This is a genomic window from Pseudoalteromonas sp. CO342X, assembly GCF_004208915.1.
Classification (GTDB): Bacteria; Pseudomonadota; Gammaproteobacteria; order Enterobacterales; family Alteromonadaceae; genus Pseudoalteromonas; species Pseudoalteromonas maricaloris.
Genome location: NZ_SGPH01000038.1, coordinates 1 through 17,105, shown reverse-complemented (window position 1 = coordinate 17,105; position 17,105 = coordinate 1). Strand labels below are relative to the sequence as shown.

Sequence of the window (17,105 nt, the reverse complement as noted above, 5' to 3'; positions counted from 1 at the left end):
AGGCAAAAGTTGATCAACAATGAACAAAGCGCACTCAGGTGAACCCAAAGGGCAGCGCTTGATTGGCATTTCTACTGTGTTATCGCCTGACTCACATAGAATAACTATGCTACGCCGGCTCTGCCTTGTATAAATACCAATCAAACTGCTGCAAAAACAAACTTGAAAGATAAACAGGCCCTAGTCAGGACACTAAAGTCGGTAGGCACGATTAGTATCGGCCTACCAACTACCACTGAGCGTGAACGCAAACTCAGGTGGTACACGTTCACGAATCGTTTCCACGGCGCTTACGCTATCTGCCCGTGAGGTGTTGTAGTACAAGCGTCGATATTCGTATCTAGACGTGAGTGGCGAAGCTTCTAGATTGAGCTTAACGCGTTGGCTTACTTGAAGCTGCGCTTGCAAAGTCAATTGCAATGAGCTTGCTTCAATAAATTGCTCATCGGGGTAATATTCGCGATAACTATCCCCACTGGAAATCTCTGCGCTCCAAGAAAAGCGATTAAAGCTTTGTCGAAATTGCACGCTAGCCCTATGTGGAACAGTCCCGTTAATCGCACGTTTTCCTGTGAGCGCGTCACGGTATGATGCGTCTCGATAACTATAATCAAGATTGAGCTGACTGTTGTTGACCCAGCTTGATAAGTCTAGATTAACTGCACCATCTAGCCCCCAAAGCGCGGCATCCCCAGCATTTGCAACTATGCTTTCACCTCGATTATCTTGCTGATATTCATGCACATCTTTTTGCCACTGATAAAAAGGTTTAACGTTAAAACGCCATCTTTCACCTTCTTCAATATCAATTTGCAGCGCAAGTTCAGTGTACTGCATTGGCTTTATTTCAAGGTTGCCAAACTGTAAGCGGCCAAATCCTGCGTTGAGCTCTGGTAAAAAAAGTGAAAAATCGAGCTGTTCCACTTCATGTTTTAAGGTGGTCGTAAGCTGAATGTGTTTTGTTGCGTCATAATTTAATCGCACCAACGGCTTGACGATGAAATGTTGAATATCTTCACTTTTACTACTGTTGGTCGAAAGCGTAGCCTGCTCGGCTGCCAGTTTGCTGTATAACCGCCATTTCGGTGAAAGCGACCAAGTAAAAGCAGCAAAGGGCTCAAAACTTAGCTCTTTTATCGTGCTGTGTAACTGCTCATCGGGCAATAGTGTGTTGGCATTTACGCGATTGATACTGGCCTCAAGACTGAACTCCGAGACAGCGTCGTTTACCATCAGGCGAATTACTCGCTCGTCAGTACGCTTATACTGTGTAAAGCCCGGTGTTGAAAGTTGCGCAGAGAGACCATCAAACATGTGCAACTCATTCTTTTGTTTTGAGTAGTAGCCTGTAAGTTGTGTGCTCCAGCGCTGACCTTGCCACTGCCTATCGATAGACATTTCGCTAGTGTTTGTTTTATCGCGCTCTTGCGAAAACGCAGATTCAACATCGCTGGATGAAGTTGGTGTGCGGTACAGCCATTCGTATTGCGATTGCAAGTTGTCTTTTACAGCCTGAACATTGAGCGTTAGGGCACCATCCTGAATGGTTTTGTGGCTGGTAAGTGAGAGCGTTATTCGCTCACTTTGCTCTTTAAATGTTTCTTCGCTCTTTTCTTCGAGTGTATTACTAGATGCGAACAGCTGACCTTGGCTGGTGCTTTTATACGGCTCATCTTGAACTTGAAGATGACCGCTATGTGTCCATTGCCCTTTAGGTAATACAAATCCCGCCATTGCTGTTATGCCAGTGGAGGCACTGGCATTTATTGCACTACCTAGCTGCCAATTATAGGCATTGGTTTTTTCATCACGAATGATGTTAACAACTTGATTATATTGCTTAAGTGAAGAAAATGGGTGGTGACTTAGGTACACTTCTAGCGCAACGATTTGGTCAACGGGAAGTTGTTTTAAATGCTCCGAGACCGATCCAGACTTTACGCGGATCTCCATGCCATTTAATAAAATATTGGCAGAACTGCCTCCGAGGCCGCGCTCACCACTTTGTTCAATGAGCGTGAATGACGGTAAGCGCTCGATGGCTGCAAGTGCATCTTGTGCTGCAAACTGTTGCAGTGAACTTCCAGCATAAACACTCGGTTTAGCGTTATCCATATTGGCGTAAACGCTGCTACTTATGACGCTCATTACAGCGTAATAGGCCGCCGTGGAGGGATGAAATCGTGTCATTGTTCCTCTTTGAATAAAAAGCTCTCCATTGCGCTATTAAAAATAAAAAAGCAGATAAAACAAATTATTAGGTACGTAAGGTGGTTCTATGGGACGGATCGACGGGAAACCGTAAGCGGGTTCACGTCGCTCGCTGGTGTTATGCGGCCTGAGAAAGCGTATCAAAGCGTGACTTTAGTGCTTTCTTGTAACCTTTACTCAAGCTAATTTGCGCGCCCGTTGATAACTTGATGATGGCATTGCCTGACGCTTTGGTGATGATACGTTCAACATAGGCCAGGTTAACCAAATAAGAGCGGTGGGTACGCACAAATAGATCGGTTGGCAGCATGGCTTCAAACTGAGATAGGGTTGCTCGCTTGAGGTATTGGTGTGACTCGGTGTGAATTTCAACATAGTTTTTAGCAGCCACTATGTGCACTATATCTTTGATCTGTACAAATGACTTATCGCCGCCTAAACCCACAAGTAAACGTTGATTTATCGCGGTGCTATTGTTTTCTTCGTTGCTTTCAATACGGATAAACTTGTGCCAAACCATAAAGCAGACGTAGATCACCAGCGGATGTAACGGCGCAAAATAATACAGGGTATAGGGAAGATCATCGCAGTAAACGAAGTAGTCGAATACGGCTTGTATAGACATGCTCATCACGAATAAAACCGAGCAGCAAACAAGGTAATCGCGCCAACATACCCTATTCTGTTGGCTGAGTTTATTTAACCACAAGAAGAGTATTGGCGTGTAAATATACCAAAGCCCCCATTCCTGCAAAGCCCACCAGATAGGGTTATTCAGCCGCTCACTTTCTATCTCAACCCAATCGTGCAGTAAGTCGATTGCGGTTAAAAATATGATGACGGCAGTCCAGCCAACTCCAGTAATAGTAAGAATAGGTTTGTATACGGTGTGCACGAACTTTTCCCTAAATTAGATACTTCTAGTTTACCGATTTTTTATAAGTTCACAAATCCTCAAGGAGCGACCTGGCATGCGGTCTTATTTGCCTTGAACTAAAGATAAGCCCTTAAGCAAAGTTCAAGTGAGTTAACCAAATACGCATCTGAAGCATGCGCCTTGCTCGCGCCTAAGATAAATTAAGTCGCCGCCATGATTAATCATAATTTGTCTCGAGAGGCTTAAGCCTATCCCCGAGCCTTGTTGTTTAGTGGTAAAAAACGGCACGAAAATCATGTCAATGACATGTTCTGCGATGCCGGGCCCATTATCGCTTATTTCTATATAGTGCTGGCCTGCGTTATTGGCTCCAGTTTTCAACACCACTTGGCGGGTGTTTCGCTGGTCTTCGTCATTGCGTTGCTGCACCGCTTCAATGGCATTTTTGGTTAAGTTAATAAGCACTTGCTCAATCTGAGCCGTGTCTAACATCACCAGTTGGGAGTGGCTAATATCAAGCTGTAAGTCTATGTTCGCTTGATGACAGCTTTGTTGATGTAACTGATAAATCCCTTCTACAATCGACGCAAGCTGGGCAGGTTGCAGCGCTGGACTTGGTAAATTACTCACCGTTCGAAAACGGGCGATAAAAGCGCCCAGATACTCAGTGCGTTTTGCCAGTGTTTGCAACGCTAAGGCTAGGTCTTGTTTATCTTCTTCATCGTCAAAACTCAATGTGTCGGGCAAGAGTCCCTCACAGGTTTGTGCAATGGATGACAGAGGTGTAATAGAGTTAGCCACCTCATGCGTAAGCACTTTGGTGAGGCGCTTATAGGCTTGCTGCTCTTTGTTTTGTAATGCATCACGAATGGATTGTAAGGTGACAATTTTACGAATTTGCCCTTGGATCTGCGCTGAGGTTATTTGTATAGACAAGTTATCTTGTTGCTCACCATATTGCCAATTTGCTATCGTTTTCAAACTGTTATCGCATTCATTAACCAGTGGTGCGATATCTTCTAAATCTTCGCTGTGATTAATGGGTTTACCTAGTAGGCGGATTACCGCTGGGTTTGATTCAATCACCTTCCCCTCGCTGTCGAACACCAAAACCGCTAAGTCGATATGCACTAGCAAGGTTTGTAAAAAGTGAGCTTGCTGCTCCGCGCTCAACCGCGCGCTTTGGATCCGCGTTTTGATCTCTTCTAAGTGTTGCCGCATGGGGTGATGTTGGCTTAATCCCAAGGAGCTATCGCCATTGGCTAAAGACTTAAGTACAAAGCCCATGTGCTTGTTTTGCTTGTTAAATTGAAGGTATAAGGCCGAGATAAACGCGACGGTAATAAGGGTGATCAACAGCCAAGTTGCCGAAAATCCACCTTGTATATACAAATATAGCGAGAGCCCACTGGAAATTACTAGGCCAATGATAGTAAAGAAAAAAACAAGGGTGGGGTGGTGAGCAAGGCGGGTCATTTCTTTTCTTCCTACAAATCGTACTTTTCTAAGCGACGATACATCGCCCCTCGGGTTAACCCGAGCGCTTTGGCTGCGTTTGATACATTGCCTTGATAATGCTTGAGCGCTGCACGCACCGTACGTTGTTCAATCTCTTCAAGATTGAAAGTGCCTTCAAAAGTGAGTGCATTGGTGTCCGAGGTATCTTCCATACTTGCTTGCGCCGTCGTTGGGGTGGTGCCAATCACAGTGCTGATATCTAAAAACTCGCTTTCACTTAAGATCACCGCGCGCTCGATAGCATGTGCGAGCTCCCTGACATTACCGGGCCACGGGTAGGTTTGTAGACATTGCATGTCGCTGCTATTTACTTCAAGCTGTCTTTTATACTTGTGGCAAAAGTGTTCAAGGTAGTAATTTACGAGCAGTGGAATATCATCGACACGCTCGCGAAGCGGTGGCAGACGGATCTCTATGGTATTGATCCGATATAATAAATCTTGCCTAAAACGGCCTTCATCAACCGCTTGTTGCAGATTGTCATTGGTGGCACAGATAAGGCGTATGTCCACTGAAATGGGCTTATTACCGCCTACAGGAGTGACTTGTCGATTTTGTAAAGCCGCAAGTAGCGTTGCTTGTTGGCTCATTGGCAGGTTGCCCAATTCGTCCAAAAACAAGCTCCCCTCGTGTGCGAGTTCAAAGCGGCCTACCTTATCGCTTTTCGCATCGGTAAACGCCCCTTTTTTATGACCAAACAATTCGCTTTCAAACAAACTTTCGGAGATAGCACCCATGTCTAGGCTGATAAAGGTATTGTCGCGGCGCATACTCGCCTGATGAATGGCGTGGGCGGCGAGCTCTTTGCCCGTGCCACTTTCGCCGGTGATCAGAATATTGGCATCGGTGAGCGCTGCGCGTTCTATGGTACTAAATACCTTTTGCATGGCCGGGCTTTGACCCAAAAAAGCAAATTGATGGCTACCACTAGATTGATTTAGTGCCTGATTTAACCCTTGGGTCTGACGAGTGAGCTTACCAACCTGCTGTTTGTCTTTGGCATGAGCAAATGCGGCAGCAACCGCACCCAGTAGTTGGTCATTTTGCCAAGGCTTAGCGATAAAGTCGGCTGCTCCTGCTTTTATCGCGTCAACGGCAAGCTGAATGTCACCATAGGCAGTCATTAACAACACCACGATGCTTGGGTCTTGTTCGACAATTTTCTTTAACCAATAAAAGCCCTCTTTGCCACTAATAGCATCTTGGCTAAAGTTCATATCAAGCAAGATCACATCTATTTGCTGCGATGCAATCTGCGCTTCTATATCAAAGGGGTTATCTGTGGTGATGATGGTTTGGTAATGCTTTTTTAGCAAAAGCTTTGCTGCAATTAATATATCGCTGTTGTCGTCGACAATTAATATGGTGCCTTCCTGCTTCATATCCTGATCGCTTTATTTTTCTTTTAGCGTACCGCAATCGTTTAGATCTCGTCTACGAAAAGTGTTCATTTATGGACACTTTGTTATTTTTGATGTGTTCTATTTCCGGACACTTATTATTCTTAGAATATAAGGGTGAACACCTAACATTTTGTAATTTATAATAAAATTAAGCTTGGCATGGTGCTTGATATTAGTCATACATATTCGATAAAACGATTTAACCGACTAACAACAAGAGGCGTGATTATGGATAAGAAAATAGAGCGTTCAGGATTGCAAAAACATCTTAAAAAAGCGGTGGCAGGTGGTGTACTTCTGAGCATTGCAGCAGCGGCACTGGCATTCAATAACACTGCCTCTTCAGGTCGTAGTCAAAATCTCGCGCTGAGTAGTCTCACGGTGAGTACCGTAAGCAAGGGGGCGTTTGTGGACGCACTAAGCTTACGTGGTCAAGTCGTACCAAAAACCACGATTTACTTAGATACCATCGCAGGTGGTCAAGTGGAAGAGCGCTTGGTGGAGCAGGGTGAGTTTGTTGAAGCGGGTCAGCCATTAGTGAGATTGAGCAATACCAGTTTACAGCTAGACGTGATGAGTCGCGAAGCGCAAGTAACAGAGCAGCTTAACTTCCTAAGAAACACCCAAATGACGATGGAAACCAGTCGCCTTAATTTACGCCGTGACTTGCTTGAAATTGACTTACAAATTAGTCATTTGGAACGTCGTTATAAGCAATCCAAGCCACTTGTTGAAAAAGGCGTGCTGGCAACCGACAGATTGTCTGAAATTGAGGACGATTTACAGTATTACAAGGCCCGAAAGGAGCTGACGTTAGAGCGCCAAACGCAGGAAAATTCAATTCGTAAAGTACAAGTCGAACAGCTAGAAGACAGTGCTGAGATGTTACAGAAGAACTTGCAATTTGCCCGTAAAAATCTCGAAAACCTACTGATCAAAGCCCCTGTATCGGGTTACTTGAGTGAGCTGGATGTTGAAATCGGTGAGTCAAAGAGTAAAGGGGCACGGTTAGGCCAAATTGACATTCCGAATGAATACAAGTTGGTTGTCCGTCTTGATGAGTTTTATTTAAATCAAGTACAACCGGATATGGCAGTGAATGTGATGTTAGACAGTGGCTTAGTCAGTGCCAAGGTGAGCAAAATTGATAGCCGTGTAACGCAATCACAATTTCAGGTAGAAGTGGCATTACCAAGCGGCCAAAGCGACATTAAACGCGGCCAAAGCATAGATGTAGAACTGATGCTTGGCGGTAACAAAGAAAATGCCTTATTGCTAAAACGCGGTGCCTTTTTTACAAGCTCTGGCGGTAATTGGGTATACGTGTTGGCAAGTGATGGCAAAACCGCCGAGCGTCGTGATATTCGCTTAGGTAAAAAGAATCAAGATTATTACGAAGTGTTAGATGGCTTATCACAAGGTGAGCAAGTGATCACCTCAAGCTATAGCAACTTCGACAAAGCGCAACAACTCAATTTCTAAGGATATAACAATGATAAAACTAACTAACCTAAACCGTGTATTTTGTACTCAAGACGTTGAAACGACTGCGCTAAACGATATTAACCTCACCGTTAATGAAGGTGAGTTTGTCGCCATCATGGGCCCGTCTGGGTGTGGTAAGTCCACTTTATTGTCCATCCTAGGGATGTTGGATTCACCTTCATCTGGGCAGTTTGAGTTTGCGGGTACTGACATTGCGGGCTATAGCGAAAAGCAGCTCTCACAGCTACGTAAAGCGTCTATTGGTTTTGTATTTCAAAGCTTTAACCTGATTGATGAGCTGACTGTGTTTGAAAATGTCGAGCTACCGCTGCAATACCAAAATATCTCAAAAAGTGAACGTAAGCAGCGTGTAGAGCAGATTTTAAAACGCGTTGCCATCGACCACCGCGCCGATCACCTACCACAGCAACTTTCTGGTGGTCAGCAGCAGCGTGTGGCGGTTGCAAGAGCGCTGGTTATTAACCCTAAACTTATCTTAGCGGATGAGCCAACGGGTAACTTGGACTCCAAAAATGGCGAAGAAGTCATGGCGATGTTACGCGAGCTAAACCGCGAAGGCACAACCGTGATCATGGTAACGCACTCAGAAAAAGAGGGGTCATACGCGGATAGACTTGTACGCCTTCTCGATGGTCAAGTGATGTTAGACAAAGCCAACACAGTGGTGCAACCACAAAAAGTAGAGGTGGCATAACGATGATAGGGAATTATCTAATAACGGCATTGCGTGCTTTTAAGCAGCAAAAACAGCATTTTATTTTAAATGTACTTGGGCTTAGTGTGGGCTTAGCCGCGGCAATTTTGGTTGCACTGTTCGCAAAAAATGAATTGTCTTACGACAGCCAACAACCTCAAGCTGAGCGTGTGTATCGAATTGCACAAGACTATTCGCAATTAGGGCTTGGGGTCGTTCCTATTTTTAATTACATCAATGGCACTCGAGCACTTGAATATAGCCAAGTTGAAGAGGTTTTTGCGCTGACGATGGTGGAGTTTACTCGCGAAGCTGAAGTAGATGTGACAGTAAAAAATCAAGGGTTTAAACTGAATGATCTTTATGGCGCAACTGCAAATATCGAGAATTTTATCGATATTGAAACGGTGGCAGGTAGCCTAAGTCGCGCCATGAGTGTACCGAATAGCATTGCATTGAGTAGTTCAGAAGCTCAGCGTATTTTTGGCCGCACGAACGTGGTTGGCGAGATTCTGCAGCATAAAAACGGCCAATATACGGTAGGTGCAGTATTTACTGATTTACCTGAAAACACGCATTTTGGCTTTAAAAACCTAGTGTCTGTAGAGCATGATCCAGCCAATACGGATATAACTTCTAGCTATGTTTATTTACGATTGGCACCGCAAACAGACGTTACTGCCTTGGAAAAAACACTGACGGAGAAATACTATTTCGGTGACTTTAAAGGCCGCTTATCACTGCAATTGCACCCCTTAACGGATCTTCACTTTACTGCAAAGTCACCGTTTGAAATGAAAGTGGGTGGTGCGAAACAAGTGGTGATGATCTGTGTTGGTTTAAGTGTGCTGCTGATCCTTATCGCTGGCTTTAACTTCATTAATATGACGGTTGCACAGTCGACCAAACGTGCAAAAGAAGTGGGTGTACGCAAGGCTCTTGGTGCCAGCAAGTCGCAATTAGTTGCACAGTTTTTATCTGAGTCTGTACTCGTGTCATTGCTTGCAATGACAATAGCCTGTGTTTTGGTCGAGTTACTTTTGCCAAGTTTCAACAATTTAGTTGGCCGCGAACTGAGTATTGATTATGCATCTATGTTTAGTGTCGTCGTGGTCGCGGTTGCCGTCACTGTGGGGGTATTGGCAGGTCTTTATCCTGCATTTTTTATCTCATCTTTTAGTGCTAAACGCGTATTAAGCGGAGATTTACAGCGTGGGAGTACCGCGATTTGGGTGCGCAAAAGTCTTTTAACTGTACAAGCTGCACTTGCGGTTGGGTTAATTATTGCTTCGATAACGCTACAGTACCAGTTGGCACATTTGCAAAACTTACCGCTTGGTTACGAAACCACACAACGTTTGGTGGTCTCAGAGGTGCCCGTTAAAGCGGCTTTTACAAAAGCGCCAACGTCATTAGTTAAACAGTTCGCGGCGATTGAGGGCGTTGAACATATCAGTGTGATAGATACGCAGCTGACTCGCTCGATTAATAACACCCTAGTACCAACGTGGCCAAATGGTGAACAGTCGCAATCCTTAACGCCAGTTATCGGCACAAGTTACGAGGTAGTCAAAGGGTTGGGGTTAACGCTACTTGCAGGTCGAGACTTTAGCCGAGAGTTTGCCGGTGATTGGTCAAATCGAGTTAACGGCGTAACCACAATAGGCACCATTATTACTGAGTCGGTCGCTAAGCAAGCTGGCTACAGTAATGTTGCTGACATTATTGGCAAAACTATCAAAGATACTGGCCGCAACGTAGAGATGCGAGTGGTTGGTGTCGTCGCTGACGTCAAAGTGGGGAATGCACAAGAAGCGAGTTCTAATATTATGTTTTTATTAGGGTTTACTTATTTTAATCCAACATCTGAAGTGATCTTGACGATTAACCCGCAGTATTTAGCACAGATTAGACAAGATGTGATTAGTGTGTTGGCAAAAACCGCAAACGTGTATGAACCAGAGATCAACCTCCTTTCAGACAGTTATAGGGCGGTACTTAGTGGTGATGAGCGTATCTCTAAGGTAGTACTTATCTTCACCGCGCTAGCTGTATTCTTAACCTGTTTGGGCACTTTTGGATTGGCATCTTTTGCAACGGTTCGTCGCCAAAAAGAAGTGGCTGTACGCAAAGTTTTGGGGGCATCACGGCTAAGTATTGTGAATATCTTAGCAAAAGAGTTTCTGACTTTGGTGGGAGTCAGTATCGCCATAGCTTATCCGGTAACCTATTGGCTTGTTGGTGATTGGCTTGCAAACTTTAATGATCGTATTGAGCAAATGATGTGGGTTTATGGTGCAGCAGCCTTGGTGGTTGCCGGTATCACTTGGTTGACTGTGGCGACCCTTGCCTTTAAAGCCGCGAGTACACGTCCGTCGCTGATCTTGCGATATGAGTAAATTAAATTGGTAATCACTCAAGCAATTGCGGCCTAACTTAGGCCGCTTTCATCATTTATTTCTTGGTGTGTTCATCACTAATATCGGCACGACCATTTCTGCTTTTGAATGGTGTGAATATGCTGCTACAAGCAGTCATTTCAAAAGTGAGTCACAATCGCGAGTGGAAAAATCAAGTGACTTTGTACTGGATATCTTTATAAAAAATAACTAAAAAGGATCTTCTATGCTCACTTCATATTTGAGTACGGCAATTCGGGTAAGTAAAAAGCAAAAGCTACACACACTGCTCAATGTCATCGGTTTCAGCATTGGAATTGCTGCTGCAATTATCGTGGCTTTATTTGCCCAAAGTCAGTTGATTGTTGATAAACATCAGCCTGATGCAAATCATGTTTACCGAGTGCATTTAGATTTGCGTTCTGTGGGTGTGGGCGTGCGCGGTGCGATTGACCCTAGAATGCCGCAGCTGATGCAAAAGCACAGTCAAATAAAGGACCTGTTGATTATTAGTCGGATTGAATCGTTACAATATAGTGGCGAACCAATGGCGGATATCGTGAAGGTTAAAGATCAGCGCTTTAAGTTCAAAAAGGCGTATGTTGCGACGCCAAATTTGGCTGAGTTTGTGAATATCTCTGTATTACATGGAGACTTAACTCAGGCTCTTTCTCAGCCCAATCTTATCGCCCTTAGCCAGACAGAATCAAAGCGCTTGTTTGGCGATACAGATGTTATCGGCAGGCAACTTGAATACGATGGGGGAAGCTATGAAGTGGCTGCTGTTTTTGCGGATTTGGAAGCAAATACACACTTTGATTTTGATGTGCTGATGTACTTACCCAAATTACAGCGCGGTCCTTTTAGTAGTCATGTGTATTTGAAGTTGCAGCCAGAAGCAGATCCCAACGCGTTAGCCCAAGAGATGACGCGCGAGATGCAAAAAAGAGCTAAAAACCCGAACTTCAAAGACATCCAGTTTCAGTTTATTCCGTTGACCCAGTTGCATTTTCACACCAATGGCACCGTAGAGATGAAGCAAGGAGGGTCTTATTTGGCACTGCAAGTGAGCGTTGTGCTGAGTACTTTACTTGTGATCATAGCCAGCGCTAATTTTATTAACTTCAATATTGCCAGTGCTGCAAAGCGTGCTAAAGAAGTCGGCATACGTAAAGCGCTAGGTGCTAGTAAGTCGCAACTCGTCACACAATTCCTGTCAGAATCGTTACTGACTGTACTGTTTTCAGGGTTTTTAGGGGTTGTAATCGTTGAGTTGGCATTGCCGCACTTTAATCAGTTAATCGCGCAGCCCCTGACATTGGTATACAACTCTCTATTTATGCTCGGTCTTGTAATTACATTGACAGTGGTTGGTTTATTTTCTGGGCTATATCCAGCTTTATTTATCTCGTCATTTGGCGCGAAAAAAGTATTAAGTGGCGATTTTAGTCGAGGGCGTTCATCAGCAAGGATCCGTAAAATAACCTTATGCTTACAAGGTGCGATTGGCGTAGGGCTGATAGCAGCTATCAGCATGCTCTATCAACAAATGATGCTGGTAAAACAGTTGGATGTAGGTTACGAAAAAGCACAGCGAATTATCATTCGAGAATTGCCCTCAGAGCTGATCTATCAGCAACAAGGAAACGCATTGCTTGATGAGTTAGGCCAGATCTCAGGTGTGGCTGGTTGGACATTGAGCGATACCAATTATGCAACCGCTATTAATGGTGGGATGCATTACACTTGGCCAAATGGCGAAACCTATGACGGCATGTTAGCAGTAATCAATACGGGTTATGACGTAATTGATGTACTCGGGTTAAAGCTGATTACTGGACGAGGCTTTAGTCGCGATTACACTGGAGATTGGTATCGTGAGCAGCAAAATGGAGAGACGCATGTCGCTATCCTGATAACCAAAAAAATGGCTCATTTAGCGGGATATGAGAAGCTTGATGAGGTGATCGGCGTCACTGTTACCGTACCAAGGCGAAAGTTGACAGCCAAGGTCGTGGGCGTAGTGGAGGATATCAGAATTGGTTCCGTGAATAATGCAGTACAACCTACTTCATTGATGCTTGGTCATGTTGATGGTGAAACTGCAAATGTGGTATTAAAGATCGTTGAAGGCATTGATCCAGATAACGTGATCACTGAAATTGAACAAGTCCTTGCTGCACATCTCAATCGTCGTGATATAGAAGTTCAGTCTCTCTATGATGAGTTCTTGGCGGCCCACAAGAATGAACTTTATACGCTTACCATGCTATCTATCTTTAGTCCTTTAGCTATATTTCTGACCTTACTCGGAACATTTGGATTAGCGTCATTTACTACCTTGCGCAAAGAAAAGGAATTAGCTATCCGCAAAGTGTTAGGCGCTTCACGTATTGGGTTAATTAGCTTGGTTGCTAAAGAGTATTTGTGGTTATCTGCATTGAGTATGGTACTTGCAGTCCCGCTGACGTATTGGCTAGTTGGTGAGTGGCTTAATCGCTTTAATGAGCGGATAAATCAATCTATATGGATTTATGGAGTCGCAGGCCTACTTGTGATCTTGCTTACTTGGCTTACCGTTGTACTCGTTACCTACAAGGTTGCAAGCCGGCGCCCCTCATCAGCGCTGCGCTACGAGTAGCTGATAGTAATTTTTAAAATAGACCACTTAATAAAGCAAGTTGGTATAACTCGCTGTCAATTTAGTGTCAAAAACCATAGTTACACTGGGGTTAATTCAGGCTTGAATAACAAGGTGTAGCTATGGCTAAGGTTAAGACAACCTCTCGTCTTCGTGGAAGATCAGCTAATTCACTTTGGATTGGTGTTTATAACAGTATCCTGTTGTTGTGTTTACCTTTGATTGCGCTGATCTTATTAAAAAAATGGCTACGTAAACCGGGTTATAAAAAGCACTTTTTACAGCGCTTAGGTGTCTATAATTGTAAGCGTTTACCCGCCTGTATTCATTTACATGGCGTTTCTGTCGGCGAATGCGCCGCTATTGCTAAAGTTATTCCTGAGCTGCGTAAACAGCATCCTCATTTACCCATTGTTTTTACTTGTACCACGGTTGCAGGCTCCAACTATATTGAGCGCAACTGGGGGGAGCAAGTCATTCACACTTATCTGCCACTGGACTTTCAATTGACGGTCGGTGCGTTCTTGGCGCATTTTAATCCGGTATTGACCATGTCGGTTGAGATGGAGTGGTGGCCGAATCTTATCCGTCAGTCGCGCAACCAAGGCAGTAGAGTGATGCTGGTAAATGCCCGCATGACCGACAGATCAAAAAATCGCTATGCCAACATGTTAGGTCTTTTTACCTTTATGGTGTCCAAGGTGCATAAAATCCTGCCGCAAAGCGAGCTAAGTTATCAAGCTTTTCGCGAGCTGGGTGTACCACCAGAAAAACTGATGATGTGCGGTAATATCAAGTACGATTGGCCAGAAGTTAAACACGCCGACCCAACGCAAAAGTCCTCTCAGCTGACATGGATTGCGGGGAGCACGCATGACACCGAAGAAATAGCGGTGATCGCAGCGCACAAACAGTTGTTACAGCAAAATCCAGCAGCTCAGCTAATTATCGCACCGCGTCATCCTGAAAGATTTGATGAGGTATGGCGGCTGCTGCAAGCAAGCGGGCTGAGCTGTCAGCGTTACTCGCACGCGCCATCACTAACGGCAAATACGCAAGTGTACCTGCTTGATACGATGGGCAAACTATTTGCGTTTTATCGTGATGCCCACGTTGCCTTTATCGGTGGCTCGTTAGTTAAGCTCGGTGGTCATAATCCTGCCGAAGCCATTGTCCAAGGGGCTGCTGTCGTAATGGGAAGTAGTCGACGAAATTGTGAAGATATATGTGCGCCGCTGAGTCAAGTTGGTGCCTTTGTTGAGGGTAACGAACCACAGCAAATAGCCAGAGAAGTCATCGGCTTTTGGCAAAATAGTGCGACAACAGCACAACAAGTACAGGCTGGGCAAGCCGCAATCGCAAAGCATAATGGCGCACTACACAAAACCACATTGCAAGTTTTATATCAGTTAAAGCAAGCGCAACGGCCAGTTCATAGTACCCGATTACATCCAATGGTGATCAGATAACAATGCAATACAACAATATCCTTATTGTCCGACTCAGTGCCATTGGTGACATCGTGATGGCGTCAGGTCTTATTTCTGCACTAAAGGCGCGTTATCCAGAAGCAAAACTGAGCTGGTTAGCAGAGCCTGCTGGCGCGACCTTGCTGCAACAAAATCCATTGCTAGATGAGGTGATCCTGTGGCCTCGTAATGAATGGCAAAAAGTGCGAAAAGCAAAAGGGATCATAGCGCTACTGAAGCGAGTTAGTAGCTTTAAAAAGCAGTTGGCTAGTCGACAATTTGACTTAGTGCTCGACGCCCAAGGACTCCTTAAAAGTGGCGTGCTAGCTTGGCTTAGTGGTGCTCAATATAAGGTTGGGATCAATAGTCGCGAGGGCAGTCAGTGGCTTATGAATAAGGTAGTGACCTCGCCTTGGTCTGCTGATATCAGCTCGGAATACAGAGCTGCTGCGAAATTTTTTGGTGCGCCAGATGCGGCGTTTCAATACTCGCTCATTGCCTCGAAAGAGACACAACAACACACAGAAGCACTGCTATTGGAGCATACTCAAGGTCAACCTTATGTGGTGTTTTGCCCGTTTACAACGAGAGCACAGAAACACTGGGTAGATGGGCATTGGCGTGAGTTGTATAAACAAGTAAATCAGTCTATTTGTGCGCATATTATTATATTGGGTGGACCAAGTGATATCGCTCATAGCGAGCGTTTAGCAAAACAGATGCCGGGGATCATTAATCTAACTGGGAAAACGACATTGCTGGAGTGCAGCGAAATCATTCGGGGGGCAAAAGGTGTGATTGGCGTTGATACTGGGCTGACTCATATGGCGATGGCGCATCATACCCCGGTTATTGCATTGTTTGGTTCAACCTTACCGTATGAAAACACCTTCAATCCAAATGGTCGCGTGTTGAGCGATAAACTTGCTTGCTCACCATGCAAACGCCGGCCAACCTGTGAGGCTCGTTTTGATTGTATGGTGGGGCTCACGCCACAAAGAGTCTCGAGCGCACTAGGAGAAGTGCTATGAAAGTTCTGCATATTGAAGCGGGTCGTCACTTATATGGCGGCGCACAACAAGTGGTATATTTAACCCAAGCGTTGCAGCAAAAGGGCATTGAAAACGTACTGGTTTGCCCGCCTAATAGTGAAATGATTGCAGCCGTTGATAAGCAAGTAGTTGTGGAGCCTGTGAAAATGGCAGGCGATCTCGATGTCATGCAATGTTTGCGGTTACGAAGGGCTATTGCCCATCATCGGCCTGATTGTGTTCATATTCACAGCCGTCGAGGGGTTGATACTTGGGGATTACTTGCCGCGAAGTCGCTTAATGTCCCTGTTATTTTATCGAGACGAGTCGACAATACCGAGCCACGCTGGTGGTCAAAATTAAAATACCCAGCCTACGATAAAGTTATCGCTATCTCAGAGGGGATCCGCCAAGTATTACTCTCGCAAGGTGTCGCCTCTGAGCAAGTAAAGTTAGTCCACAGTGCAGTCGATACCCAGCGCTTCGCACCAAGTAGTGCGGAGCGGCAATGGCTGCTTGATGAGTTTGAACTGCCACAAAATGCCTTGGTTGTGGCTAATTTTGCGCAGCTGATAGAGCGCAAAGGGCAAGATGTGATCATGCGTGCAGCCAAACAACTCATTGTTGAGCATCCTAATTTGCGCGTATTACTGTTTGGTCGAGGGCCAAAGCAGCAACAGTATCAGGCGCGTATAGATGAACTGGGGCTGCAAAAAATTGTCCAGCTGGTGGGATTTCGACAAGACGTAGCGCGTATTTTACCGGCGGTTGATATTGTTGCACATCCAGCATCGATGGAAGGGCTAGGTGTCGCGTTATTACAAAGCAGCGCATCTGGTGTGCCTGTTGTGGGCTTTGCTGCCGGTGGCATTCCCGAAGCGGTTGCGCACAATGAAACCGGGTTACTCGCTCCGGTTGGTAATCAAGTTCAGTTTATCCAAGATCTTAATCGTTTATTGCAGGACCCGATTTTACGAGAACAAATGGGCCGTAAAGGCCGCGCTAAAATGTGCAGTGAATTTGCCATTGAGGTGATGGCGGAAGGCAACTTGTCGGTGTATAGAAGTGTGTTAACTGAGTTGGGAAGAGCGCCTTTAACCAGCCAATCACAGAAAGTGTGAGTTCCAATAAGGATAATCACCAATGCGGTTTACTAGCTTGGTTATTAGTGGGTTTGCAGCAATATACCGGGCAATGGTATGCCTATCTTCTGTGGACCTGAGCATATGATCGTAATACGCGCTTTGCCAAACTTTGTATTTTGAATCCAATTGTTTATTTAACCTGAGGTTTGGATAAGGAATGTTCCAACTCATTGTTGCTAAAGCACAACTTAGTTTTCTCCTTGTCTAGCCA

The 17,105-nt window shown here is 45.0% G+C and carries 11 protein-coding genes; 7 read left to right on the top strand and 4 right to left on the bottom strand.

Annotated features, from left to right (window positions below; genetic code table 11):
- Positions 1–222: 222 nt before the first annotated feature.
- The 4 genes from EXT47_RS17705 to EXT47_RS17690 all read right to left on the bottom strand — a co-directional run bounded on the left by EXT47_RS17705 (position 223) and on the right by EXT47_RS17690 (position 5,988).
- The gene (locus EXT47_RS17705; RefSeq protein WP_130127200.1) at positions 223–2,190 is read right to left on the bottom strand and encodes a TonB-dependent receptor; all 1,968 of its coding nucleotides are present in this window, start codon (positions 2,188–2,190) and stop codon (positions 223–225) included.
- 139 nt (positions 2,191–2,329) lie between these two features.
- Entirely contained in the window at positions 2,330–3,106 is a 777-nt protein-coding gene (locus EXT47_RS17700; RefSeq protein WP_130127199.1) for a LytTR family DNA-binding domain-containing protein, read from the bottom strand.
- Positions 3,107–3,238: 132 nt separating this feature from the next.
- Positions 3,239–4,564: a PAS domain-containing sensor histidine kinase gene (locus tag EXT47_RS17695; RefSeq protein WP_130127198.1), complete on the bottom strand. Its 1,326-nt coding sequence runs from the start codon at positions 4,562–4,564 to the stop codon at positions 3,239–3,241.
- Between the two features lie 11 nt (positions 4,565–4,575).
- A complete protein-coding gene (locus EXT47_RS17690) occupies positions 4,576–5,988 on the bottom strand; it encodes a sigma-54 dependent transcriptional regulator (protein WP_130127197.1) in 1,413 nt (470 codons plus the stop codon).
- Between the two features lie 249 nt (positions 5,989–6,237).
- Between EXT47_RS17690 and EXT47_RS17685 the strand changes: the two genes are divergently transcribed.
- The 7 genes from EXT47_RS17685 (at position 6,238) to EXT47_RS17655 (ending at position 16,870) form a co-directional block, all read left to right on the top strand.
- Positions 6,238–7,491, top strand: a complete 1,254-nt coding sequence (locus EXT47_RS17685; RefSeq protein WP_017218594.1) for an efflux RND transporter periplasmic adaptor subunit — start codon at positions 6,238–6,240, stop codon at positions 7,489–7,491.
- A gap of 10 nt (positions 7,492–7,501) precedes the next feature.
- On the top strand, positions 7,502–8,209 hold the full coding sequence (locus tag EXT47_RS17680; protein ID WP_039493234.1) for an ABC transporter ATP-binding protein: 708 nt from the start codon (positions 7,502–7,504) through the stop codon (positions 8,207–8,209).
- 2 nt (positions 8,210–8,211) lie between these two features.
- Positions 8,212–10,608 (top strand): ABC transporter permease, encoded by a 2,397-nt coding sequence (locus EXT47_RS17675; protein ID WP_039493236.1) that lies wholly within the window; start codon positions 8,212–8,214, stop codon positions 10,606–10,608.
- A gap of 226 nt (positions 10,609–10,834) precedes the next feature.
- The gene (locus tag EXT47_RS17670) at positions 10,835–13,249 is read left to right on the top strand and encodes an FtsX-like permease family protein (RefSeq protein ID WP_039493238.1); all 2,415 of its coding nucleotides are present in this window, start codon (positions 10,835–10,837) and stop codon (positions 13,247–13,249) included.
- Positions 13,250–13,371: 122 nt separating this feature from the next.
- Positions 13,372–14,718, top strand: a complete 1,347-nt coding sequence (locus EXT47_RS17665; protein ID WP_039493240.1) for a 3-deoxy-D-manno-octulosonic acid transferase — start codon at positions 13,372–13,374, stop codon at positions 14,716–14,718.
- A 2-nt stretch (positions 14,719–14,720) separates the two neighbouring features.
- Entirely contained in the window at positions 14,721–15,749 is a 1,029-nt protein-coding gene (locus tag EXT47_RS17660; protein WP_039493242.1) for a glycosyltransferase family 9 protein, read from the top strand.
- Entirely contained in the window at positions 15,746–16,870 is a 1,125-nt protein-coding gene (locus EXT47_RS17655) for a glycosyltransferase (protein ID WP_039493244.1), read from the top strand. The genes EXT47_RS17660 and EXT47_RS17655 overlap by 4 nt, the downstream gene beginning before the upstream one ends.
- The last annotated feature ends 235 nt before the right edge of the window (positions 16,871–17,105 follow it).